Source organism: Enterococcus sp. DIV0175 (genome assembly GCF_050529075.1).
Classification (GTDB): domain Bacteria; phylum Bacillota; class Bacilli; order Lactobacillales; family Enterococcaceae; genus Enterococcus_B; species Enterococcus_B thailandicus.
Genome location: NZ_CP172880.1, coordinates 46,818 through 68,140, shown reverse-complemented (window position 1 = coordinate 68,140; position 21,323 = coordinate 46,818). Strand labels below are relative to the sequence as shown.

The window sequence follows — 21,323 nt, the reverse complement described above, 5'->3', positions numbered from 1 at the left end:
AAACAGTTGTCTAACAAGGCTATAGAAAAATTATTATTTGCTTTCTGGAACTTCAGGAACTTTTACATCGCCTGCAATGATTTTTTCTTTAGCAGCATCAACTGCTTTTTGTGCTTCATCAGAAAGTTGACCTTTTGTTAAGCCAACACCGTCTTCTTTCAAGCCATAAACAGTATGTTCTCCACCAGGGAAGTCACCATCTGCAGATTTTTGAGCTAAGTCTTCAACAACAGTGCCCACACCTTTAAGTGTAGATGTTAATGTGAAGTTTTTATCTTCGCCGTTTAATGTGTAGCCGCCTTCGTCTGATTGGTCACGGTCAACACCGATTACCCAAACTTTTTTGTCGCCAGATTCATTTAATGATTTTGCTTCTTGGAATACACCATTACCAGTTCCGCCTGAAGCATGGAAGATAATGTCTGCATTTTGTGCGTACATACCTTGTGCAATTGAACGACCTTTATCTGGTGCAGAGAAATCACCAGCATATTGGTTTTTCACGTCAATTTTTTTACCTAATTCTTTCGCCCCTGCTTCAACACCGGCTGTAAATCCAGCATCAAAACGGTCGATAACTTCACCTTTTACTCCGCCAATGAAACCAACAACATTTGTTTCAGTTGTGTAAGCTGCAGCGATCCCTGCTAAGTAAGAAGCTTCGTTGTCTTTAAATGTTGCAGAAACTACGTTGTCTAAGCCATCAATAACATCATCGATAATAACAAAATTTGTTTCAGGATTATTTGTTGCTTGTTCTTTAATGGCAGGTTGTAATTTATACCCAATTCCAAAGATTGTTTGGAATCCTGCTGTTAAAGCTTGGTCGATATTTGGAATATAATCTGATTCATTTGAAGATTGGAAATACTGGTAGCCATCGTTTCCACGTGAAAGCTTGTGTTCTTTACCCCAAGCTTCTAGACCTTCCCAAGCTGACTGGTTGAATGAACGGTCGTCGACACCGCCTGTATCTGTGATTAATGCTGCAGTTGTTCCTGCTGATGAGCTTCCACTTCCACCATCAGTTGAATCTGTTCCGCTATTGCCATTGCCACATGCAGTTAGAAGTAATCCAGCTGTTAATGCTACGGCACCCAAACCAAATAATTTTGCTTTTTTCATTTCTGTAAAGCCCCCTAAAATAATTGTTTTTTCAACAGTCAGCTGACTGAATGAACATAGGTTATAAATCTTTTTCTGTGAATGCATACGGTAGTAGTTCTCTAACCGTCATTGTCTTTGTCACACCATCATCGCCAACCAACGTGACTGGCATTTCTGGTGAGCAAAATTCTGCCATTACTTGTCGACAAGCCCCACATGGTGAAATTGGTTCTGGCGTGTGACCAGCAATAACCAAATGAGAAAATTGTTTTTCGCCTTCTGACACAGCTTTAAAAAATGCTGTTCGTTCAGCACAATTGGTTAATCCAAAAGAAGCATTCTCAATATTTACGCCTTGATACGTCTTTTCTGTATCTGTTACTAAACACGCACCAACTGGGAAATGTGAATATGGGACATATGCTTTTTCCAATGCTGTTACAGCAATGTCAATCCATTCTTGTTTTGCCACTTCACTCATTTTAGTATCCTTCGCCAACTGAGCCAGAGATAATAGCAACTCCAGCACTCGTACCAATTCGTGTTGCTCCTGCTTCAACCATTGCTACAGCTTCTTCTTCATTGTGGATACCACCAGAAGCTTTCACGCCCATTTCAGGACCAACAGTTGCGCGCATTAAACGTATATCTTCTACTTTAGCGCCACCAGTTGAAAACCCAGTCGATGTCTTAACAAAGTCTGCTCCTGCAATTTTTGCAAGTTCACAAGCTTTGACGATTTCTTCATTTGTTAACAGTGCTGTCTCAATAATTACTTTAACAAGTGCGCGATCTTTTGCCGCTTCGACTACTACCTCAATATCTTGTTGAACTTTATTGAACTGTTTTGATTTCAATGCACCAATATTGATGACCATATCCACTTCGTCAGCACCATTATTGATTGCATCTGTCGTTTCATAGGCTTTAACAGTAGAAGTATTTGCTCCTAAAGGAAAGCCGATTACTGTACAGACTGCAACAGGTTCACCTTTTAACTGTTCTTTTGCTAATGAAACCCAAGTTGGATTGATACATACAGAATAAAAATGATATTTTTTTGCTTCTTCAATGATGCGTAACACATCTTCCTCTGTCGCATCTGCCTTTAAAATTGTGTGGTCAATCATTCGATTTAATTCCATTTTTTTCTTCCTTCCTACTCAGTAATAATATCGTGTACTAAAATTGGTTTTTTAGCTGAATCACTGATTTCAATGTTTTGATATAATAATTCGACAACTTGAGAAAGATCTTCTGTATTACTATAGATAGTTAATAAAGATTCGCCTTCTTGTACTGAATCGCCAATTTTTTTATGCAATTTCAAACCAACTGCGTGATCAATCGCATCGTCTTTCGTTTTACGACCGGCACCCAGCATCATCGCCGCGATACCCAATTCGTTAGCAACGATTTTAGAAACTAACCCAGCAGATTTTGCGGGAAGTTCTACTTGATATCGTGCTGTCAGAAGCAGTTCTGGTTTTTCAACCACGCGAATATCTCCGCCTTGGTTTTGAATCATTTCCTTGAATTTTTCTAAGGCTTTACCTGAAGTTAACGCTTCTTGTAGCATTACACGAGCCTCTTCTACAGAGTCAGCTTTCTTAGCTAAAACAACCATTTGACTACCCAATACGTAACACATTTCGATTAAGTCTTCTGGACCATTCCCTTGCAATGTTTCAATTGCCTCAACTACTTCTAAACTGTTACCGATTGCCTCACCTAATGGCTCGGACATATCAGAAATTACGGCAATTGTTTGACGATTAGCAAGTTTGCCAATACTTGTCATTGTTTTTGCGAGGCGTCTCGCATCCTCAATGTTTTTCATGAAGGCACCGTCACCAGTTGTTACATCTAGAACAATTGCATCCGCACCAGCTGCAATTTTCTTACTCATAATTGAGCTAGCAATTAAAGGAATTGAATCTACAGTCGCCGTTACGTCACGTAAAGCGTAGAGCTTTTTATCCGCTGGGGCTAAATTCCCTGATTGTCCAATAACAGCAACTTGACTTTCATTAACAATTCGAATGAATTCTTCATCTGAAAGTTCAATTTTAAATCCAGGAATTGCTTCTAATTTGTCTAACGTTCCGCCAGTATAACCAAGCCCACGTCCTGACATTTTCGCCACAGTCACACCCACACTTGCAACTAACGGTGCTAAGATCAAAGTAGTTGTATCTCCAACTCCACCCGTAGAATGTTTATCTACTTTAATACCATTCAATGAAGTCAAGTCGATCACATCACCAGAATTTGCCATTGCTAAAGTCATGTTTGTAATTTCTTCATCAGTCATATCTTGATAAAAGATTGCCATCAATAATGCGCTGAGCTGATAATCTGGAATTTGATTGTTTGTATAATTAGTAATTATGTAATCAATCTCATTCTTTGTTAAGGTTTTTCCATCCCTCTTTTTTTCAATCAAATCTACCATTCGCATCGCTTGATCCTCCTAGCCTTCATTCGGTATTATACATTATTTTTATAAAAGGTAAACCACTTTAGTAAACTGGTTTACTAAAAATGCAAAAGGCTTTGCCCTGCATTTGTAAACACTTACATAAGCAATATACCGCCCACTTAGCCATTTGTCAATGCTTTTACGCTCTCACGAATAATTAATTTTGTCTCGAAGACTTTGTTCGGAACTTTGCGTTGAGGGAATTCAATCGTATCGATTAGAAAACGAGCCGCATAAAATCCAATATCAAAACTAGGTTGTCGCACCGTCGTTAATTGTGGAATCATGTACTCAGATAATTTTAATCCATCAAAACCGATGACAGAAATATCATCCGGAATTTTTTTACCCATTTCATGAATAGCTTGATAACAACCGATTGCCATTGCATCATTTCCACAAAAAATCGCTGTGATATCTTTGTGTTCCAATAATCTTTTAGTTGCGTCATACCCACCTTGAACCGTTAGTTCGCCATGCTCAACGAATTTCCCATTAAACGATATTCCATGATCTTTTAGTGCATGTCGATAGCCATTAAACCGTTCTTCTAGTTGATAGTAGCCAGTTGTTTCCTTCAACATGCCAATTTTTGTGTGTCCTTCTTTGATAAATAATGAAACAGCTTGATACGCTCCCTCATATTCTTTAACAATTAAGCGGCCACTATCTCGACGATTTAAACCACGATCAATCAAGATAATCGGCATATTTTTATAAAATCCACTGTCTAAAGCATAAGCCTCTGGTAAAACGTTTGGTGTAGCTAATAAAATCCCATCGACTGAACGATGCGCTAATTCACGTAAATATTTGATTTCATTTTCTTGCTTGTGTCTTGAGTTACACAACATAATTACATACCCAAGTGGATTTAAATAGCTTTCGACGCCTTCAATTAGTTTTGAGAAAAAAAAGTCTGTTACATCTGGAACAATCATTCCAATTGTTTTTGAATGACGGTTGATTACATTTGAAGCAAAATAATCTGGCTTATAATGATGTTCATTAACAATGTTCAAAACTTTTTTTCTAGTTTTGTCACTAAAGCGACTTCCTTTATTATTCAAAATTTGCGAAACAGTTGTAACTGATACACCAGCCATCTCAGCAATATCTCTAATTGTTAACTTCACTTTTTCTCCCCCTCAACTTGAACTTTTAATCAGTGTAACAAAACCTTTTCTAAAAAAATAGTTAATTGATAGCACTTTCTTAAAATGAAAATAATTTTGCAAACAAAAAAATTGCAATAGATATTCCACACTCGAATATCTATTGCAATAAAAATTGATGGTCAAACTTATTCTTTTACACTTTTAATAATGTAATAACCTTTGTCTTTGGTAACGATTGTTGCGTTGCCAAAAGTTTCTTCCATTTTCTTTTGTGCACTTGGTGCGCCCTGTTTTTTCTGAATGACAATTGTCAACGTGCCACCTGTTTCTAAAAGTGGATAGGCGCCTGTCAAAATTTCGTGAACAACTTTTTTTCCAGCACGAATAGGCGGATTGCTAATAATCGCTGCGTACTTTTCTTGATGCACATCTTCGTAAATATTTGATTGATGAATGTCTACGTTCGCCAGTTGATTACGATTCGCATTTCCTTGTGCTAATTCCACTGCGCGTAAATTAATGTCAATCATTTCAATCGTACGTTGGCTAGCATACGCAATGGCTAACCCAATTGGTCCATAACCACAGCCAACATCTAACACGTTTCCTTCAGCTGGAATTTCTTCCCAATCAAATGCGTCGATTAACACACGCGAACCATAGTCTACCGTTTCACGTGAAAATACCCCGGCATCTGTCACAAAGTGAAATAATTTTCCTTTTAACTCAAACGACCATTGCTCAAAGTCATGGGCAACATTGGGACGCTCTGTATAATAATGATCTGTCATCTTTTCCATCCTTCTTCTATTATGCTGCACATAGTCTACCTTTTTCTTCAAAAACAAACAAGTACTATCCATTCAAAATCAGTTCATTTAACTCGTTTCTTTCTTTGATTTTAGCAAATCGAACCTATTGGATAAAGCCATGTTTTCAAATTCGTGAAAAAGTCTTCTCATTCCCTTTATAAGAGGTAGGGTTTAGCACTATTTTATGTTAGAATAAATCCATTGACGGGAGAGAACGCAGGAGGCTATTATGAACGACCCAATGAACTACTATCGTATTGCAAGGGAAGAATGGCAAGAATTTTATCGTAATGGACAAGCACCACTGACACAAGCGGAATTAGACAGCATCAAAAGCTTGAATGATCGAATCTCGATGCAAGATGTTCAAGATATTTATGTTCCTTTAACGCACCTCATTCATCTTTATATGAAAGAATTTGAATCTTTATCATTAAGTAAAGGACTCTTTCTCCATAAATATGTACCTGTGTCGCCTTTCATTATTGGAATTGCGGGGAGCGTTGCTGTTGGAAAAAGTACAACTGCACGTTTGTTGCAAACAATCTTGTCTCGTACGCTAAAACGACGAAACGTTCAATTGATTACGACTGATGGTTTTTTGTATCCTAATAAGGTCTTGCGTGAAAAAGGAATCATGGATCGCAAAGGATTTCCTGAAAGCTATGACATGGAAATGCTCATTGATTTTTTAAATCAAGTAAAGTCTGGAAAAGACGAGTTGAAAGTTCCTATCTACTCTCATGATGTTTATGATATTATTCCCGACGAGTATGAAGTGATCCAGCAACCAGATATTTTAATCGTTGAAGGAATCAATACCTTACAACTCCCAGCTAACCAACAAATTTACGTTAGTGACTTTTTTGATTTTTCTGTTTTTGTTGATGCCGAACCTGATTTGATTGAAAAATGGTATCTCGATCGTTTTGCTGCGCTGTTAGACACAGCTTTTCAAAATCCTGAGAATTATTATTATCGTTTTGCAATCGGTGATCGTGAAGACGCCTTTCAAATGGCCAAAGAAGTCTGGAAAAATGTGAATTTGAAAAATTTAGAGGAATATATCTTGCCTACACGTGGTAGAGCAGATATAATTCTCCATAAAACTGAAAATCATATCATCGATTCGATTTTCATGCGCAAATATTAGCATTTTAAAATAGTAAAACTATTTTGAGATAAATTTAAATGGATAGGGGTAATAAATGTGACAAACGTTGCCGATATGACGAACGTTGAAAAGATTATCGTGTTAGATTATGGTAGCCAGTATAATCAATTGATTACACGACGCATCCGTGATTTAGGGGTCTTTTCTGAATTATTGAGCCACCGAATTACTGCAGAAGAAGTTAAAGCTATGAATCCAAAAGGAATTATCCTTTCTGGTGGACCAAACAGTGTTTATGACGAAGGTGCTTTTAGTATTGATCCTGAGATTTTCAATTTAGATATACCTGTATTAGGAATTTGTTACGGAATGCAGTTGATTACGTACAATCTTGGTGGGAAAGTTGAACCTGCTAAAAACCGTGAATACGGAAAAGCCTTATTGGAAGTTACAACAGATGATGCGGTGTTATTCACTGATACACCAAAAGAACAAACGGTTTGGATGAGTCATGGCGACTTAGTAACGAAAGTTCCTGAAGGTTTTGAAGTTGTCGGTACAAGCAAAGACTGTCCTATCGCTTCTATTCAAGATACTACACGTAACTTTTATGGTATCCAATTCCATGCTGAAGTACGTCATTCTGAATACGGAATCGAATTATTACGTCACTTTGCCTTCGATGTCTGCCATTGCCAAGGTAACTGGTCAATGGATAGCTTCATTGATATGCAAGTTGAAAAAATCCGTGAACAAGTTGGCGACAAAAAAGTCTTGCTTGGCCTTTCTGGCGGAGTTGACTCAAGTGTTGTTGGTGTCCTTTTACAAAAAGCGATTGGCGACCAATTAACATCAATTTTTGTTGACCATGGTTTGTTACGCAAAAATGAAGCAGATCAAGTAATGGAAAGCTTAGGTGGAAAATTCGGCCTAAACATCATCAAAGTAGATGCACGTGATCGTTTCTTAAACAAACTAAAAGGTGTTTCTGATCCTGAACAAAAGCGCAAAATCATTGGTAATGAATTTGTTTATGTTTTTGATGATGAAGCAACAAAATTAGCTGGCGAAGAAGGTATTTCTTTCTTGGCACAAGGAACACTTTATACAGACGTTATCGAAAGTGGTACTGAAACAGCTCAAACAATCAAATCTCACCATAATGTTGGTGGACTACCTGAAGATATGCAATTCGAATTAATCGAACCTTTAAATACACTCTTCAAAGACGAAGTACGTGAATTAGGAACTCAACTTGGAATGCCTGACTCAATCGTTTGGCGTCAACCATTCCCTGGACCTGGTCTCGGTATCCGTGTCTTAGGTGAAATCAGCGAAGACAAATTAGAAATCGTTCGTGAATCAGATGCTATCTTGCGTGAAGAAATCGCAGCAGCTGGTCTTGATCGTGACATCTGGCAATACTTTACTGTCTTACCTGGCATTCGTTCAGTTGGTGTTATGGGTGATGGCCGTACGTATGATTACACAGTCGGTATCCGTGCAGTTACTTCGATTGATGGAATGACAGCTGACTTTGCTCGTATTCCTTGGGATGTCTTGCAAAAAATCTCTGTTCGCATCGTAAATGAAGTCGCACACGTAAACCGCATCGTGTACGATATTACTTCTAAGCCACCTGCAACTGTGGAGTGGGAGTAGTTGTAGGAGAGCCAGAAATCCTTGTTTATCAAGGGTTTCTGGCTCTTCTTATTTTTTTACTGCACTTTTATTGCACTTTTTTCATTTCTTTGTTTCGCAAGTAGTCTACAGTAAATTGATTCTTTGGTGAAGTATCATAATTTTGTTTTGCTTCTTTAAAGGAAATGGCTCCATTTAATTTGTTAGCTACCTCAAAATTACTGTTAGGATAAAGATGTCCATACGTTCCTAAAGTCGTCTCAATATCTTCATGTCCTAAACGGTCTTTAATGATGAGTGGGTTTTCTCCCATACTGATTAACAAGGAAGCATGCGAATGCCGTAAACCATGAATTCTGATTCGATGAATACTAGCCAGCTTAGCATAGCGTTCAATAGCATGTGCTAGCGTATGTTTTTGGGTAGGAATACCGTTATAGCTCATTACAAAGTCTGTCTGAATTAGATTTTGTTGTGCTTTCTTCCATTCGGATAGATAATTTAGAGTACATTCATCTAATACAATATGACGAACACTCGCCTTTGTTTTTGGTTCAACAAATCTATAATCCGATTGATTCTTGTAATAAAGTGTTTTGTTGATGGTTAGTACTCCAGAGTCAAAATCAATATCTTCCCATTGAATGGCAGTAGCTTCACCAATTCGCATTCCAGTCATAAATAAAAACCACAGAGAGATAAATAAAAAGTGTTGATAGTAATCTTCTTTATAAATTAGAGAGATTACTTTTTCAAATTCTTCTTTTGTCCAAAATTCAATTTTAGACTTTTGCTTTTTCACATTGCCAATAATCTTAGATGGATTTGTGGTGGTTATCCCAAGGACAATTGCTCGATCCATAGCAACTGAAAATAGTCCTTGAACAGCTCTCACATAAGAAGACTTACATTTCTTTGATAATTTTAGTTGCCAATTTTGCACATCAATAGGCTCAATATCGGAAACAGCCATTTTATCAAAATAAGAGAAATGTTTCTTAATAGTTGGTAAGCGATTTTCATATGTTCTGAGCTTTACCTGTGTCTTATACCATGGAAGAAAAATTTCAAAGATATAATGATTAAACGTCATTTTATCCTTATTCTCACTTAATTCTTCTGGTTTCATCAGTAGTAGTTTTGAATATTCTTCTCTTGCTTCTTTTTTAGTAGTGAATCCACTACGATATTTTTGAATTTTTTTTCCTTTAGAATCATAACCTAGATTTGCACGAAAATAATAGGTTCCATTCTTTGCTTTTTTTATTGGGTCTTTAACCATAGTTTTTACTCCTTACTGTGCAAAAACTACTCAGACCTGTTTTCATTTGAAAACCGAATTCCTAGAATTTCTTCAACAGCTTCACGAGGGACTCTATCTAACTTTCGAGATTGATAGTAGGTATGCCCTTTTGTAATCATCAATTCTTTTGCTTTTTTTATGATGTCTGCTGAAAAAGAAGTTCCATATCCTAGCTCAACTAAATCTTTTTTTGTGACCGTTATCATTATTACTCCTTTCCCATTATAGGCTAGGAAAACTCCAATATTCACCTATAATTATATCAAATATTTTTATGATAATACATTGACAAGAGAAGAATATCCCAGCAATCGAACAGCTCTAGCAAAGCTCACGGGCATTTCACCCCTGCATGATTTTCATGTAGCCGTACCCATTGTCTGCGACGCTACTAACGCTCGGACTGTGGCTATACGGGAGTATCATTATCACGATAAGAAAGTCATGGCAACAATCCTGCTAAAGATTGTTTACGAAGTTTTAACATGAATCGCTCGCTATCTTCATAGATCATGGCGTGTTAGTTCGTTGGCTCTTTTCTTATCGAAACGTATTCGATTGGCTTTATTCAATTGTCAAAGAACGTTTGGCTTGTTAGCCTATCAAAACATACTGAACATACAGTAGGCTTTGATGGAATAACAAACCTCCCAAATCGGGAAGCGTGGAACGGTTCAACACGCTTCCACGAAAAAATGAGATTATTTAATTTCGAACGCTAAAATCTTGGTGATGAGTTTTGTTTCCATTCTGCCACGTAGGGTTTCATCAATAACCATATGAGAATTGCCATATTCGTCTGTCATGCGACGCAAAGAACGTTTTGAGGTATACCCTCGATAATGTTTAACAATCTGATTAATTGCTTCCACGTCGCCATCTGTCGCCTTTACAATGAGGGGGAAGGGAACCCTTGGATAGGCTGTTTTCATTCTTTACACTCCTTCATGAATTCTTTAATCATGGCTAGTCCACTTATTCGATGACGATAAACTGTTGAACGATTTACATTTAGTAATTCTGCAATTTCCACATCACTCATATCCATAAAATAATGAAGTAAAATGATGTTCCGCTTGTTCTCTGGAAGGTGGCGTAAGGCTTCGCTTAACAAATCACTTTCAACATTGATTCTTAATCCATACAATGTGAATAGTTGAAAATCAGTGACATACGTATCAACCGTAGAAAAAGAGGTGACAAGGTAGTTATCTATTTCAGAAAATGAAACTTCTTTTTTGGACAGTCTGCTTAGATGTTTGAAATAATCTTTCCGTTCATCTTCAATGGCTTGTTTGCAGATATAGTCAAACTGATTTTCTATGGTTTCTTGAAAAGAAGATGGTTTCATGTTTTTCACCCCCTTTCTGTCGTGAAAGGGAGTGGCATGTACTTCTTTATCTCCCTTCATACTAAGTCCCGACACGAAAGGGGGATTTGTTGCATAAGTGAAGAAAAATCTTAAAAGATATTCACGAAGTAGCCAAAAAAACACATAAACAGATTGTTTTCTCTGTTCATGTGCTTCAATTGTTCTGTCTATACGATTTGTAAAACCACATTGATGGTCATATTTATCTAGTGTAGGTGGGTAAGTTTTTTTGATAAGAACCTAATTAAGAGAATTAGATAGTGACGTATCTTTTTCATGGCGACTGTGACCTCCATTCAGTCGCCAATTTTATCTACTTTTTAGCAGCATAACTAAATTTTATATAGTTGTATGGGTAAATAAAATCAGCGACCTTTCTATTTGAGATTGGATTTATCACATTCATAAGCATAATAGCGCTCTTAAAAGAACTCACAAACTACATAACACGTTTTTCTATACCTGTTTCCACTTGGATAGGAACAGTAAAATGTATAGAGGTGGTTTATTATGCGTAAAAAAGAAGATAAATACGATTTTAGAGCCGTTGGTCTAGCGATTAAAGAGGCTCGAATAAAACGTGGTCTCACCCGTGAACAAGTAGGAACAATCATTGAAATTGACCCACGTTATTTAACAAATATAGAAAATAAAGGGCAACACCCAAGTACACAGGTGCTTTATGATCTTGTATCATTACTCCATGTGTCTATTGATGAATTTTTCTTACCTACAGATAATTTGATAAAAAGCACTCGAAGGCTACAGATAGAAAAATACATGGATAGCTTTACAGACAAAGAACTATCCTTAATGGAAGCACTAGCAAAAGGTATCAATGAAGCAAGAAATATTGAAGGCTAGTCAGTAAAATTCAGATAAACAAAAAGAGCCGATAAGATGAGAGTTTCATTTCTCAAATTATCGGCTCTGCGTCTTGGCGTCTGGCTCTTTGATTGTTATTATATTCATTTTTTGAACATTAATTAAAGTTTCGTTCTTACATTTGGGGCAGTATAAAGGGAAATTTTTAAGTATAGTATCCACTCGTATTCGTAGTCTTGTTTTATTTCCACAAATAGGACACAATATCCACTTGTAGTTTATAATAACAATCTCCTCCTTTCCACTTTAATTCAAATCTATATTAAAGAATATTTCATCTTATTTAATAAGAAACCATATTTATATAACAACATAAAACGCACTAAGTTATTTTATTGAACATATATCTTACTTTATCTATCCGACTATTTAGACGACGGGTCTGGCAAACAGGTTCGCCAGTGGTAACCTGATATCCTTTTAGCTCTGCTAAACAAACACTAAGCCCATTTGTAAAAAAAGTTAAATCATTGCGATAATCTTGAATACATCGAGCAGGAATTTCTCCAATAATAATGACCTCATTATTTTTCAGTTGAGTATTTACGATATTTGCACAATATTTGGGAGCATCGTTATATGCCCGTGAAAGATATTCCTGTGGTGCATAAACTTTAAAACTAAGATATGGCTCTAACAATTCTGTTCCAGCTTTTCTAAAGGCTTGCTCCAGTACAATAGGAGTAAGCATCCGAAAATCTGCTGGAGTACTAACAGGGCTATAGTATAAACCGTACTTAAAACAGATTTTACAATCCGTCACATTCCAACCATATAATCCTTGTTCGCAACCATAGCGTATCCCTTCCATAACTGCATTTTGAAATGATTGATTTAAGTATCCAAGAGAAACCGAGCTCTCATACTGCATTCCACTTCCCAACGGAAGCGGTGATACAGATAAACCAATGGAAGCCCAGAAAGGATTTGGCGGCACTTCGATGTGAATGGTATATTCTGCATTTTTTAACGGTCTCTCCATATAAATGACTGTAGGCTCTTTTAGTTCTATCTCCACATGATACTTTTCTTGCAACAGTGCACTAATCACTTCCATTTGTACTTTCCCTAAGAAAGAAAGTATAATTTCATGTGTCGTAGAATCCACGTAATATCGTAGAAGCGGATCACTATCTGAGATTTCCAAAAGGGCATCAAGCAACATTTCTCTCTGTTCAGGTTTACTCGGTTCAACAGTTGTTTGTAGTAGAGGGTGCGGATTTTCAATCTTTTTTCTCTGTGGCAATAGTTTTGTATCTCCAAGAACACTATTTAACTTCAAAAACTCATTTTGCAAAATAACAATTTCTCCAGAATAAGCTCTATCAATCTTACATAATTCACCATTTATTGAAGTATACATTTCTGTAACTTTTATTTTTTCTTTTTCTGATACTCTAACCGAATCTCGTAAATGTAGTACTCCACTATAAAGGCGTATATATGCAAGACGTTGTCTTTTTTTTGTATATTCAATTTTGAAAACATTTCCGCAAAGTTCAGACGGACCTCGATGTGTTGATGAATAAAATTTATTAGTAATAACTTCTATAAGGTTATCAATCCCTATATTACTTTTTGCACTTCCATGATAAAGAGGGAACAGAGAACAATTCTGAAATCTTATGCTTTCCTCTTGTTCGAGTTCCAATGCTTCTAATGATTTACCGGACATATATTTCTCTAAAAGGTCATCGTTTCCCTCTATTACCGTATCCCATTGTTCAGATTCGGTAAAGTTCGTCACACACATATTAGGATACAGTTCTACCTTCTGTTTGATTACAATTTCGGCAGAAAGTTTCTCTTTAATATCCTGATAAACCGTTGATAAATCAATTCCATTTTGGTCAATCTTATTGATAAAAAAGATTGTGGGAATCCCCATTTTCCTAAGTGCATGAAATAATATACGAGTTTGTGCTTGTACGCCATCTTTTGCAGAAATCAGTAGAATTGCCCCATCTAAAACTGATAATGAACGATATACTTCTGCTAAGAAATCCATATGTCCTGGCGTGTCTATGATGTTCACCTTCGTATTTTCCCACTGAAAAGAGGTTATTCCTGTCTGAATTGTAATTCCTCTCTGACGTTCTAAAAGCGTATTATCCGTCCTCGTTGTACCTTTGTCCACGCTTCCTAATTCTGTAATCGCTCCACTGTTATATAATAAGCTTTCTGTTAAGGTAGTTTTTCCTGCATCAACATGAGCTAAAACTCCAATATTAATAATTTTCATGTGATTTTCCTCCATTCAAAAACCCAAAAGGGCATAAAAATCCCAGTGATAAATACTTTTATCACTGGGATTTTTATGCATAACCATAGGTATACAAAGCATACAGATATTCTCTGGATACTTTAGAATCACATGATAAAGGTATTCTTAAACTGGGTACAAAAAACTAAGCCCTCCTAAAAAAGGACATCTAATTATTTGTTCCCGCTATCAAATTGACAGTTTATTTAAGAATACCTTGCCGCATATTTATTAACTCCTTTTAAATAGTCACTTAAATAATAGCACGTAAGAGCATATTTGTAAAGGAATCTCCAATTTTTTATCAAAAAGAGTACATGATTACAAAGTATCTGTAATCATGTACCAATATTTGTTATTTTACAATCTTCCAATTATCTTGTTTTTCTAATATCAACTCAAATTGCGAGATTTGGGTTGCCTTTGTTTCTTGATCTAAATATTTCACAGCGACATTCACGATTACTTGGTTATCTTTTCTGGTAAAGATAGGATTCACCAATTCCTCGAAAACATATTCCTTGTTAATCATAGGTAACACATGATTACTTACATAGTAAGTCAATTCTTTTTCTGTGGCGGTAGGATAGAGCTGGAAGAACGTTTCTAAAAAGCTAGTGATTTCGTCCATCGTTTCTGTATCTACTGTATGGTCACTTTCTAGCTGTTTGGGTTGGTAGTCCGATTTTTGAGGTTTCTTACTCATTGTCGGATTTTTGATAATAACCATATTATCTGATTCATCTATATGGACAACCACATGAAAGCTAGACGATATAGTTTCCTTGTCTTTGTCTTCGGTAATAACTTGTTCAACAGAAAACAGTACCTCAAAGGTGTTCTCATTCACTTGAGAAACCTGCCACACCTGTATATCGTTCACACTAGAACTAGTAGGAATATCCTTACGAATCATTTCTTCATTTAATACCTGCAATTCTTCCGTCAAATAATGGGTCAATTTTTCATTTCGTTTATCAATGGCTTCTTGGGATTGTTGCCACGAAAAGTAGTCTTTCGCAAAGGATTTCACAAAACTTTCTACTTGGTTGGTATCGACAATCTGCTGTTTAATGATTTCTGTTTCACGGACAGTATGAGTGTCAATGGCAGTAAAATTTTTATAGATTCCAAATCCGACACTACCAATCAATAAAACCCATAAAACAAAGGTTAATTTCTTATGCGTGCCAACTTTAATCATCGGAACTTTTCTTTGCTTGCTCGGTTTTTTAGATTTCTTTGGTTTCTCCTTCTTTTCTTTTCGCTCGATTTTTATAATCATTTGATTCATTCCTTTCTTAGTTATGAATAACACGTCTAGCCCCAATCAGATGGTCTTGCCAATAACGACTGCTTAAGTCGCCATAACCGATTGGGTCGCCTGCATGATAAAAGCGATTTCCCTCTAAATATATCGCCACATGAGTCACATATGTGCCTGCATTATAGGTTGAATGAAAGAAGATAAGGTCGCCTGCTTGGGCTTCTTCCATAGAGATTTCTTGCGTAGCGTCATACTGATCTTGGGCGACACGAGGGAGAGAAATGCCAGCTTTGTCATACACCCATTGTATTAAGCCACTACAATCAAAAGAGGTGGTAGGCGACGCCCCTCCAAAGACATAGGGAAACCCTTCGTATTTCAAGGCTTCGTCCATAATGACTTGCACGGTTTCATCATCAAATTCTGTTGGGGAAGTGTCGGTTAGGTATTGTGAAACCAACTGAACATAAAACTGATTTCCATAGTTATATCGCCAACCACCATTCACAGGTATGGCTATGGGATTGGGATAGTCTGCTTTTTGACCACCCGACTTCTCTTTAGAAAACTGTTCGGCTAATTCATAGGTATATTTTTTCCCATGACTCCTCACATAATTTAAAAAGCCACCGCCATAATTATAAGATTGGATAACAGAATCTATATCCACTCCTTGTTGTTCTGCACTGGTTAATAATTCACTGAAATATTTAACCCCTTGTTTGATGGACTCTTCGGTACTCAAACTGTTGGGCGGTAAACCCAAAGATTCGGAACTTTGCATAACATCTTCTGCTGTACCGCCCGATTCCACTTGCATAATGGCTAAGATATAAGAAACATAGTCTTCAATCCCATATTCCTTACCATATTTTTCAATCAACGGACGGTGTGCCAACACTTCTGGTGAAACGGTCACACCGCCTTGTGAAATAGAAGAATCCTTGTTGTTTTCGCCACTGTCCGTATCATCTGCAAAGAAAATGACTAGGAATAATAAGAGAAAAAAGAAGAGAGAGAAGACCACACTACAAATCACTGTTATTTTTAGCTTCATGTTTGTTGTCCTCGCTTATCCGTTCTTTTATTTAGCTTCCTCTGATTGAATTGCTTCGGTGGTGTCTTTTGTTTTTGCTCTTTTTTCAATGGTCGCTGATGATTTTCACGTTTAGTGTTTTGTGACAAAACAGGCGTGACGGTTTGCTGACGCTTGCGAACATGCTGCTGGTTATTCTGAACAGGAGATGATGGGTTTTCTTTTCGTCTTTTTTCTTTTGCTTTATCCAGCTCCAAACGCTTTTGAGCAATGTTCTTTCGTTTTTGCTCCTGCTGGTTCATACGCTGTTGTTTGCGTTGAGCTTTGGTATCTGCCATAGATTGTTTAAAGTCTGTTACATTATGAGTGACATTCTCTTTTCCTTGATGAAGGGCATATTTGACATGGGTTGGTGTCGCCTGTATCTGTTGTTTAGCCTGCTTTCTTTTATTGACTAGACGATTTTTCGTGTCCAATACATGGGCTGTCTTTTCACCTAATCGTTGCCCGATACCGCCTTGTTGCTTTTTCACATTGGAAAGTGCTGTTTCTTTCTTTGGTGTAGTCCGTTCATTTTGACGAGTATGGTTAGCTTTATTGGTTTGATTCTGCTTTGTTGTCATTGTCTTTTGCTTCGTTGACCCTGCTTTTCCACGAAAAATCTTACTCATACTGCGTTGAAATCTTCTGGTTTGTCGATTCATCATTTGACGAGGTCTGCGAAACACTTGTCTGCCCATGTTTTGAGAGTCGTTGCTTTGTAAAGAGAATAGGCTCATTAAATCGCCCAGTTTAAAATAAATCCCTGCAAAGGTCACAATTTGTAAAAACATAATCATGAAAAAGGGAGAACTTGCTGACAGCGAATAAAGCATAGTGGAAATACTAAAGGCAACGGTAATAATCAAGGTAATACCAGCCCTTGTCATAATCACATTAAATAACTTGGTAATGGCATGCCTGCCCATGCCATCAAAACTCGGCAACATACTTAATAGGAAACTGATTGGCAAAAACATAGCGAAAATAATAAATAGCACTTGCGAAAAAATCATGATTCCTGTTAGAAGGAAAACAAAAATCGAGATACCAATATTGAATACAAACAAAAAGAAGACCGTTCCTAATCGGGAAATGGTCTTCGGGAGTGTTAAATAGGTATTGTCATGATCTTCAATTTCTTCAATCACTACATTTTCTCTATCTTCACCATTGTTTGTATCTGGACTGGTAGCCAATAACTTTTCCACACGGTCTTCACCTAAGGTTTCTATATCGGTTGAGCCATATTGAAGTAATAACCACGGTTGCTTGACTTGAACAGAAAATAGGCTATCACGTATCATATCCACACTGTCTTTGCCTTGACTATCCGTATCGGGAAGGACAATCTTTGTCCCAATATCTAAACTGGCAGTGCTCACATCTTTGGAAAAATCATTGATTTTCGCAATATAATCGGGAGCATACGCAATAAAGGAAGCTGATAGAATAAACACCACCACAAAATTTAACACAGCTCGTATAGCTTTGGTCGTTTCTCGTTTCACCAGTCCTGTATAGGCAACGTAGATTCCAACAATCAGAATAAAAAGAAGAAGGAAGCCGACATAAAAACCCGAACTGGAAAAGCCATTCGGTGTAATCCCTGCAATGGTCTGCATGTTCTCACCAATCGCTTGAGACGTTTGACTAATGAAATCCAAGGCGTAGGCTTCTTTGACCAAATAGCCTGTGGCGTTGGAAAGATAAAGAGAAATCGTCCAAATGAAATTGGTAATGGCATACAGTCCATACATCACTGATTGCCCTATGCCGTCACTCCAATTCCACGGCAGCCAGCCCCAGCTATTGTCCACATAATAATCAAGCTGATAATGATTTAAACCATACTTGGAATACTCGTTGCTTGTATCAATGGTTTCATCAACTAAGCCTGTTGCTTGTACTGCATTGCCCAGCGTGCCTAATAAAAGTAAAATAACGCCCACACAAAGGAGCGTTATCCAACTATAGTGAAGAAATTTCTTTTGTTTTTGTGTCATTTTTCCCCCTCATTTCGCACAGGCGGTCTGGTATCAAAGGCATGAAGCAACTCTTCAAAAATCGGGTGAAACTGCATAACCCCTACACGACCATAGATGTCTGAAACTAAACATTGTCCATTTTCTAATTCACGTAAGCGTTTCTGATTGTTTTCATCTTCCTTGTCCACGCCAAAAAATTCTAAGGTCTTTTTGATTTCCACTAGGTCAGTGGAACGAAAGGCGAATTTCAAGCCAATATTATTCTTCATCTTTTCATCTAGTAAATCGTCGGCGTTTTGAGTAACGAAATAGACCCCTGCATTCATGGCACGCCCTGCCCGAACTAAACGCATAGATAGAGCTTTTCCTTGTGCCACTTGTAAAAAACTCCAAGCTTCATCAAGGTCAACAATTTTAAAAATGGAACGGTCAGAGTGGATAAAGTCTAAAGCAAAGGTACTAATGACAATCAGCATTGCCACACTTAATAATTCCATGGTGGTGTATTCTTCAAAAGAGCTATTGGAATCGGGTAAGACCAAATCTGCCACTTGAATAATATTGAGTTGTTTTTCCAAGCTAATGGATTGGGTGACATTGCCATCACTGAATAACAGATGGGCAAAATCATAATCGACAAAGCTTTCGATATGGTCAGCAATACTATTGCTGATGGGTGTATCTTCTTTTCGCAATTCATCAATCACCAATAACAACCCTCGTTGTTCGCTTTGAGTGACACTCCGAATCGCTTTACGCAGGACAGGAAACTTCTCGCTATCTCGGCTGGAAATGCCTGTTAAGAACGTGAGAATATCAATGGCTAGGCTTTCTGAATCTTTCGGGAGTTTTAAGATCACATAAGGGTCAAGTAACCCTTTATTGTCGTTCTCACTCGTGAGATTAACGATATTGATTTCATGGGCAATATCAGGTAAGGTTTCTTTCCATTTGCCACGTTCAGCTTTTGGGTCTACAATGATTGCCTGTCCGCCAAAGAGTACCGAATAATAGACCAGCATATTGTTAGAGAATGATTTTCCGCCACCTAATGAACCAATAAAAGCAGACGCTAACGCATTCGTCACAGAGCCCTTAATTCCTTGACTTGCAAGGCTGGGTTGGAGATAAATATTTCTGCCTGTATCGAGATTGTAACCGACGTAAATACCAGAATTTTCACCAAGCATTTGTGTAGCTCCGAAACCAAGACCAGCCAAAAAATCCGACGTGACATATTGAATATAGTCATTGATATATCGCTTGCTTGAGGGAATAAATTCATTATGCAAGCCTAGCATATCGCCAAAAGGTCGTACTAATTTGATAGACAAATCATCATAAAAATCTTTTACTTCATCACAACGTTGTTTCAACTCGTCCAGATTTTTTGCCGATACCCGTACCACATAGCTTAGTTTGTACATGGATTCTTTGGTTTGGTCTAGGTTGGTTTCTAATTCGTCGACAGATTCTAAAGCGTCCACCACATTGGTACTGGTTTCATTGTCGCTTTCCCATGCGTGACTATCCAAGTCTTTCAATTCTTTCTTTTTGTTGCGAACGGTAGACAGAGCTTTTTTATTAGCAACAATTTCAACATTCATGCTGGTATCAATCGGGAAAGTGAACTGTTGTTGCTGGTAATAAAAAATCTCACTATTGGGGAAATCCAATTCGCCGACGATACTGTTAATCGTAAAATACGCCACATAAGTGGTAGTATCTTCCTGTTCCATCCGTAAGTAGCGTTGCTTTTCTTCGATTAAACAGCGAGTGGGTTTAATAATATCGTATTTCTTTACCAACACTTTTTTATCTTCATATCGTTTGGGTAAATGGTAGTCGTAGTCATCAAAAGGAATCCCTGTTTGACCGTAAAGGTGGGCAATGATATACCCAAAATCATCTTTCCCCAATGGGCGAATGTGAAAGCGTCTGGATAATTTACTTTCTAATAACTGTTCCATTTTAGAAAAGCGTTCGATTTCTGACATAGGCATAGAAACAAAATCGCCCATCAACTTGTGATTCACGCCATGAAAGAATTCCGCAAATGCTTTTTGAATGTCTTTGCCAATATTTTTGACCGATACTTCCTGTTCATTCAGCAAGAGTTTAAAACCAATAAAAAAGCGATAGTCCACTTGATTGTCACCAATCATAGAAACTAACGCTTCGGTCTGTTCATCTATTTTTTCGTAAGCTATCTCTTTTAATCGTCCAGTGATTTCTTTTTTCGATTGTTCCTGTGTCGCTCGAATACTTGATTCGGTTGCTAGTTGCAGGGCATGAATCTTACCATCACGATTTTGGGCAATCAATTGACGGAAATTATCATGAACTTGAACTTTTTCATCGGAACTTAAAAAACTGTAATTATAGGGAATTAATTCATAATAAGCAAATACTTCGCCATCATGATTAAATACGAGATTATCTTCGATATATTTAATGGGGTGTGCCATTTAATTGTTCACTCCTTACAATCGTGATTGATTCATTCATTTTTTCTTTATTTAATCGTATTTGTTTGCCAGCATAGGTTATTTTAGGGCGTAGAGCATAGGTAATAATAGATTTTAAAAATCCATAGGGTTTCTTCCCGTCAAAGGTTTTTTGACACATGAACCAAGTGAGGACAACGGGAATCCCTAAGTATTTGAGTAGTGCTCCGTCAATCAAGGAAAGTGGTGGTAAACTGCCAAAGATTATAACGACAAACAAAGAAACGATAAACCATGTCATTTGTGTAAAGGTTATGGGAAAAGGGAGTTGTAAATCATTAATTGCATAAATCACTTTTTCTACTGACCAAATACTGGTGTAACTTCTTATTTTTTTCATGTCTTCACGTCCTTTCCGTAAAAATAGAAAAAGAGCAATCAAAATAGGT

20 protein-coding genes and 1 pseudogene are annotated in these 21,323 nt (G+C 37.2%); 3 read left to right on the top strand and 18 right to left on the bottom strand.

The window, feature by feature from the left end:
• Nucleotides 1-33 precede the first annotated feature (33 nt).
• The 6 genes from IGJ76_RS00330 to IGJ76_RS00305 all read right to left on the bottom strand — a co-directional run bounded on the left by IGJ76_RS00330 (nt 34) and on the right by IGJ76_RS00305 (nt 5,498).
• Nucleotides 34-1,125, bottom strand: a complete 1,092-nt coding sequence (locus IGJ76_RS00330) for a BMP family lipoprotein (RefSeq protein WP_067483707.1) — start codon at nt 1,123-1,125, stop codon at nt 34-36.
• Nucleotides 1,126-1,186: 61 nt separating this feature from the next.
• Nucleotides 1,187-1,588 (bottom strand): cytidine deaminase, encoded by a 402-nt coding sequence (locus tag IGJ76_RS00325; RefSeq protein ID WP_067483577.1) that lies wholly within the window; start codon nt 1,586-1,588, stop codon nt 1,187-1,189.
• A 1-nt stretch (nt 1,589) separates the two neighbouring features.
• The gene (deoC, locus tag IGJ76_RS00320) at nt 1,590-2,252 is read right to left on the bottom strand and encodes a deoxyribose-phosphate aldolase (protein ID WP_430596664.1); all 663 of its coding nucleotides are present in this window, start codon (nt 2,250-2,252) and stop codon (nt 1,590-1,592) included.
• Between the two features lie 14 nt (nt 2,253-2,266).
• On the bottom strand, nt 2,267-3,568 hold the full coding sequence (locus IGJ76_RS00315; protein WP_067483581.1) for a pyrimidine-nucleoside phosphorylase: 1,302 nt from the start codon (nt 3,566-3,568) through the stop codon (nt 2,267-2,269).
• 140 nt (nt 3,569-3,708) lie between these two features.
• Nucleotides 3,709-4,725: a LacI family DNA-binding transcriptional regulator gene (locus IGJ76_RS00310; protein WP_067483582.1), complete on the bottom strand. Its 1,017-nt coding sequence runs from the start codon at nt 4,723-4,725 to the stop codon at nt 3,709-3,711.
• Between the two features lie 167 nt (nt 4,726-4,892).
• Nucleotides 4,893-5,498, bottom strand: coding sequence for a class I SAM-dependent methyltransferase (locus tag IGJ76_RS00305; RefSeq protein WP_067483583.1), 606 nt, complete (start codon nt 5,496-5,498; stop codon nt 4,893-4,895).
• 250 nt (nt 5,499-5,748) lie between these two features.
• On the opposite strand from IGJ76_RS00305, the gene coaA reads away from it, so the two are divergent.
• Together coaA and guaA are read left to right on the top strand one after the other, a co-directional pair.
• A complete protein-coding gene (gene coaA / locus IGJ76_RS00300) occupies nt 5,749-6,672 on the top strand; it encodes a type I pantothenate kinase (protein WP_067483584.1) in 924 nt (307 codons plus the stop codon).
• A 57-nt stretch (nt 6,673-6,729) separates the two neighbouring features.
• On the top strand, nt 6,730-8,295 hold the full coding sequence (gene guaA / locus IGJ76_RS00295; protein ID WP_067483585.1) for a glutamine-hydrolyzing GMP synthase: 1,566 nt from the start codon (nt 6,730-6,732) through the stop codon (nt 8,293-8,295).
• A 67-nt stretch (nt 8,296-8,362) separates the two neighbouring features.
• On the opposite strand, the gene IGJ76_RS00290 is transcribed toward guaA, so the two are convergent.
• The 4 genes from IGJ76_RS00290 to IGJ76_RS00275 all read right to left on the bottom strand — a co-directional run bounded on the left by IGJ76_RS00290 (nt 8,363) and on the right by IGJ76_RS00275 (nt 10,928).
• A complete protein-coding gene (locus IGJ76_RS00290; RefSeq protein WP_000237798.1) occupies nt 8,363-9,556 on the bottom strand; it encodes a site-specific integrase in 1,194 nt (397 codons plus the stop codon).
• 26 nt (nt 9,557-9,582) lie between these two features.
• Entirely contained in the window at nt 9,583-9,783 is a 201-nt protein-coding gene (locus IGJ76_RS00285; RefSeq protein ID WP_000633909.1) for a DUF3173 domain-containing protein, read from the bottom strand.
• Nucleotides 9,784-10,278: 495 nt separating this feature from the next.
• Nucleotides 10,279-10,509 (bottom strand): helix-turn-helix domain-containing protein, encoded by a 231-nt coding sequence (locus IGJ76_RS00280; RefSeq protein WP_000845144.1) that lies wholly within the window; start codon nt 10,507-10,509, stop codon nt 10,279-10,281.
• Nucleotides 10,506-10,928, bottom strand: coding sequence for an RNA polymerase sigma factor (locus tag IGJ76_RS00275; protein WP_000804878.1), 423 nt, complete (start codon nt 10,926-10,928; stop codon nt 10,506-10,508). Before IGJ76_RS00275 ends, IGJ76_RS00280 begins: the two co-directional genes overlap by 4 nt.
• A gap of 531 nt (nt 10,929-11,459) precedes the next feature.
• On the opposite strand from IGJ76_RS00275, the gene IGJ76_RS00270 reads away from it, so the two are divergent.
• The gene (locus tag IGJ76_RS00270; RefSeq protein ID WP_001227349.1) at nt 11,460-11,813 is read left to right on the top strand and encodes a helix-turn-helix transcriptional regulator; all 354 of its coding nucleotides are present in this window, start codon (nt 11,460-11,462) and stop codon (nt 11,811-11,813) included.
• A 57-nt stretch (nt 11,814-11,870) separates the two neighbouring features.
• Here the strand turns inward: IGJ76_RS00270 and IGJ76_RS00265 are convergent, their stop codons facing one another.
• The 8 genes and pseudogenes from IGJ76_RS00265 to IGJ76_RS00230 form a co-directional block, all read right to left on the bottom strand.
• Nucleotides 11,871-12,056 carry a cysteine-rich KTR domain-containing protein gene (locus tag IGJ76_RS00265; RefSeq protein WP_413926387.1) on the bottom strand — a complete coding sequence of 62 codons (186 nt, stop codon included), beginning with the start codon at nt 12,054-12,056 and terminating at the stop codon, nt 11,871-11,873.
• A 100-nt stretch (nt 12,057-12,156) separates the two neighbouring features.
• Entirely contained in the window at nt 12,157-14,076 is a 1,920-nt protein-coding gene (tet(M), locus tag IGJ76_RS00260; RefSeq protein ID WP_000691737.1) for a tetracycline resistance ribosomal protection protein Tet(M), read from the bottom strand.
• Nucleotides 14,077-14,091: 15 nt separating this feature from the next.
• Nucleotides 14,092-14,139: pseudogene (locus tag IGJ76_RS00255) on the bottom strand (hypothetical protein); the annotation flags it as partial.
• A 313-nt stretch (nt 14,140-14,452) separates the two neighbouring features.
• A complete protein-coding gene (locus IGJ76_RS00250; protein WP_000584387.1) occupies nt 14,453-15,382 on the bottom strand; it encodes a conjugal transfer protein in 930 nt (309 codons plus the stop codon).
• 16 nt (nt 15,383-15,398) lie between these two features.
• Entirely contained in the window at nt 15,399-16,421 is a 1,023-nt protein-coding gene (locus IGJ76_RS00245; RefSeq protein WP_000768374.1) for a bifunctional lytic transglycosylase/C40 family peptidase, read from the bottom strand.
• Nucleotides 16,418-18,445, bottom strand: a complete 2,028-nt coding sequence (locus IGJ76_RS00240) for a CD3337/EF1877 family mobilome membrane protein (protein ID WP_000192390.1) — start codon at nt 18,443-18,445, stop codon at nt 16,418-16,420. Before IGJ76_RS00240 ends, IGJ76_RS00245 begins: the two co-directional genes overlap by 4 nt.
• Nucleotides 18,442-20,895 (bottom strand): ATP-binding protein, encoded by a 2,454-nt coding sequence (locus tag IGJ76_RS00235; protein WP_000941001.1) that lies wholly within the window; start codon nt 20,893-20,895, stop codon nt 18,442-18,444. The genes IGJ76_RS00240 and IGJ76_RS00235 overlap by 4 nt, the downstream gene beginning before the upstream one ends.
• On the bottom strand, nt 20,879-21,274 hold the full coding sequence (locus IGJ76_RS00230; RefSeq protein WP_000723886.1) for a conjugal transfer protein: 396 nt from the start codon (nt 21,272-21,274) through the stop codon (nt 20,879-20,881). Before IGJ76_RS00230 ends, IGJ76_RS00235 begins: the two co-directional genes overlap by 17 nt.
• Between the last annotated feature and the right edge of the window lie 49 nt (nt 21,275-21,323).

Coding starts and splice junctions, on each gene's coding strand:
- IGJ76_RS00250 (WP_000584387.1), bottom strand. CDS start 15,382: ATGATTATAAAAATCGAGCGAAAAGAAAAGAAGGAGAAACCAAAGAAA.
- IGJ76_RS00270 (WP_001227349.1), top strand. CDS start 11,460: ATGCGTAAAAAAGAAGATAAATACGATTTTAGAGCCGTTGGTCTAGCG.
- IGJ76_RS00275 (WP_000804878.1), bottom strand. CDS start 10,928: ATGAAACCATCTTCTTTTCAAGAAACCATAGAAAATCAGTTTGACTAT.
- IGJ76_RS00235 (WP_000941001.1), bottom strand. CDS start 20,895: ATGGCACACCCCATTAAATATATCGAAGATAATCTCGTATTTAATCAT.
- IGJ76_RS00315 (WP_067483581.1), bottom strand. CDS start 3,568: ATGCGAATGGTAGATTTGATTGAAAAAAAGAGGGATGGAAAAACCTTA.
- IGJ76_RS00285 (WP_000633909.1), bottom strand. CDS start 9,783: ATGATAACGGTCACAAAAAAAGATTTAGTTGAGCTAGGATATGGAACT.
- IGJ76_RS00305 (WP_067483583.1), bottom strand. CDS start 5,498: ATGACAGATCATTATTATACAGAGCGTCCCAATGTTGCCCATGACTTT.
- IGJ76_RS00290 (WP_000237798.1), bottom strand. CDS start 9,556: ATGGTTAAAGACCCAATAAAAAAAGCAAAGAATGGAACCTATTATTTT.
- IGJ76_RS00325 (WP_067483577.1), bottom strand. CDS start 1,588: ATGAGTGAAGTGGCAAAACAAGAATGGATTGACATTGCTGTAACAGCA.
- IGJ76_RS00330 (WP_067483707.1), bottom strand. CDS start 1,125: ATGAAAAAAGCAAAATTATTTGGTTTGGGTGCCGTAGCATTAACAGCT.
- IGJ76_RS00240 (WP_000192390.1), bottom strand. CDS start 18,445: ATGACACAAAAACAAAAGAAATTTCTTCACTATAGTTGGATAACGCTC.
- deoC (WP_430596664.1), bottom strand. CDS start 2,252: ATGGAATTAAATCGAATGATTGACCACACAATTTTAAAGGCAGATGCG.
- IGJ76_RS00245 (WP_000768374.1), bottom strand. CDS start 16,421: ATGAAGCTAAAAATAACAGTGATTTGTAGTGTGGTCTTCTCTCTCTTC.
- coaA (WP_067483584.1), top strand. CDS start 5,749: ATGAACGACCCAATGAACTACTATCGTATTGCAAGGGAAGAATGGCAA.
- IGJ76_RS00280 (WP_000845144.1), bottom strand. CDS start 10,509: ATGAAAACAGCCTATCCAAGGGTTCCCTTCCCCCTCATTGTAAAGGCG.
- IGJ76_RS00230 (WP_000723886.1), bottom strand. CDS start 21,274: ATGAAAAAAATAAGAAGTTACACCAGTATTTGGTCAGTAGAAAAAGTG.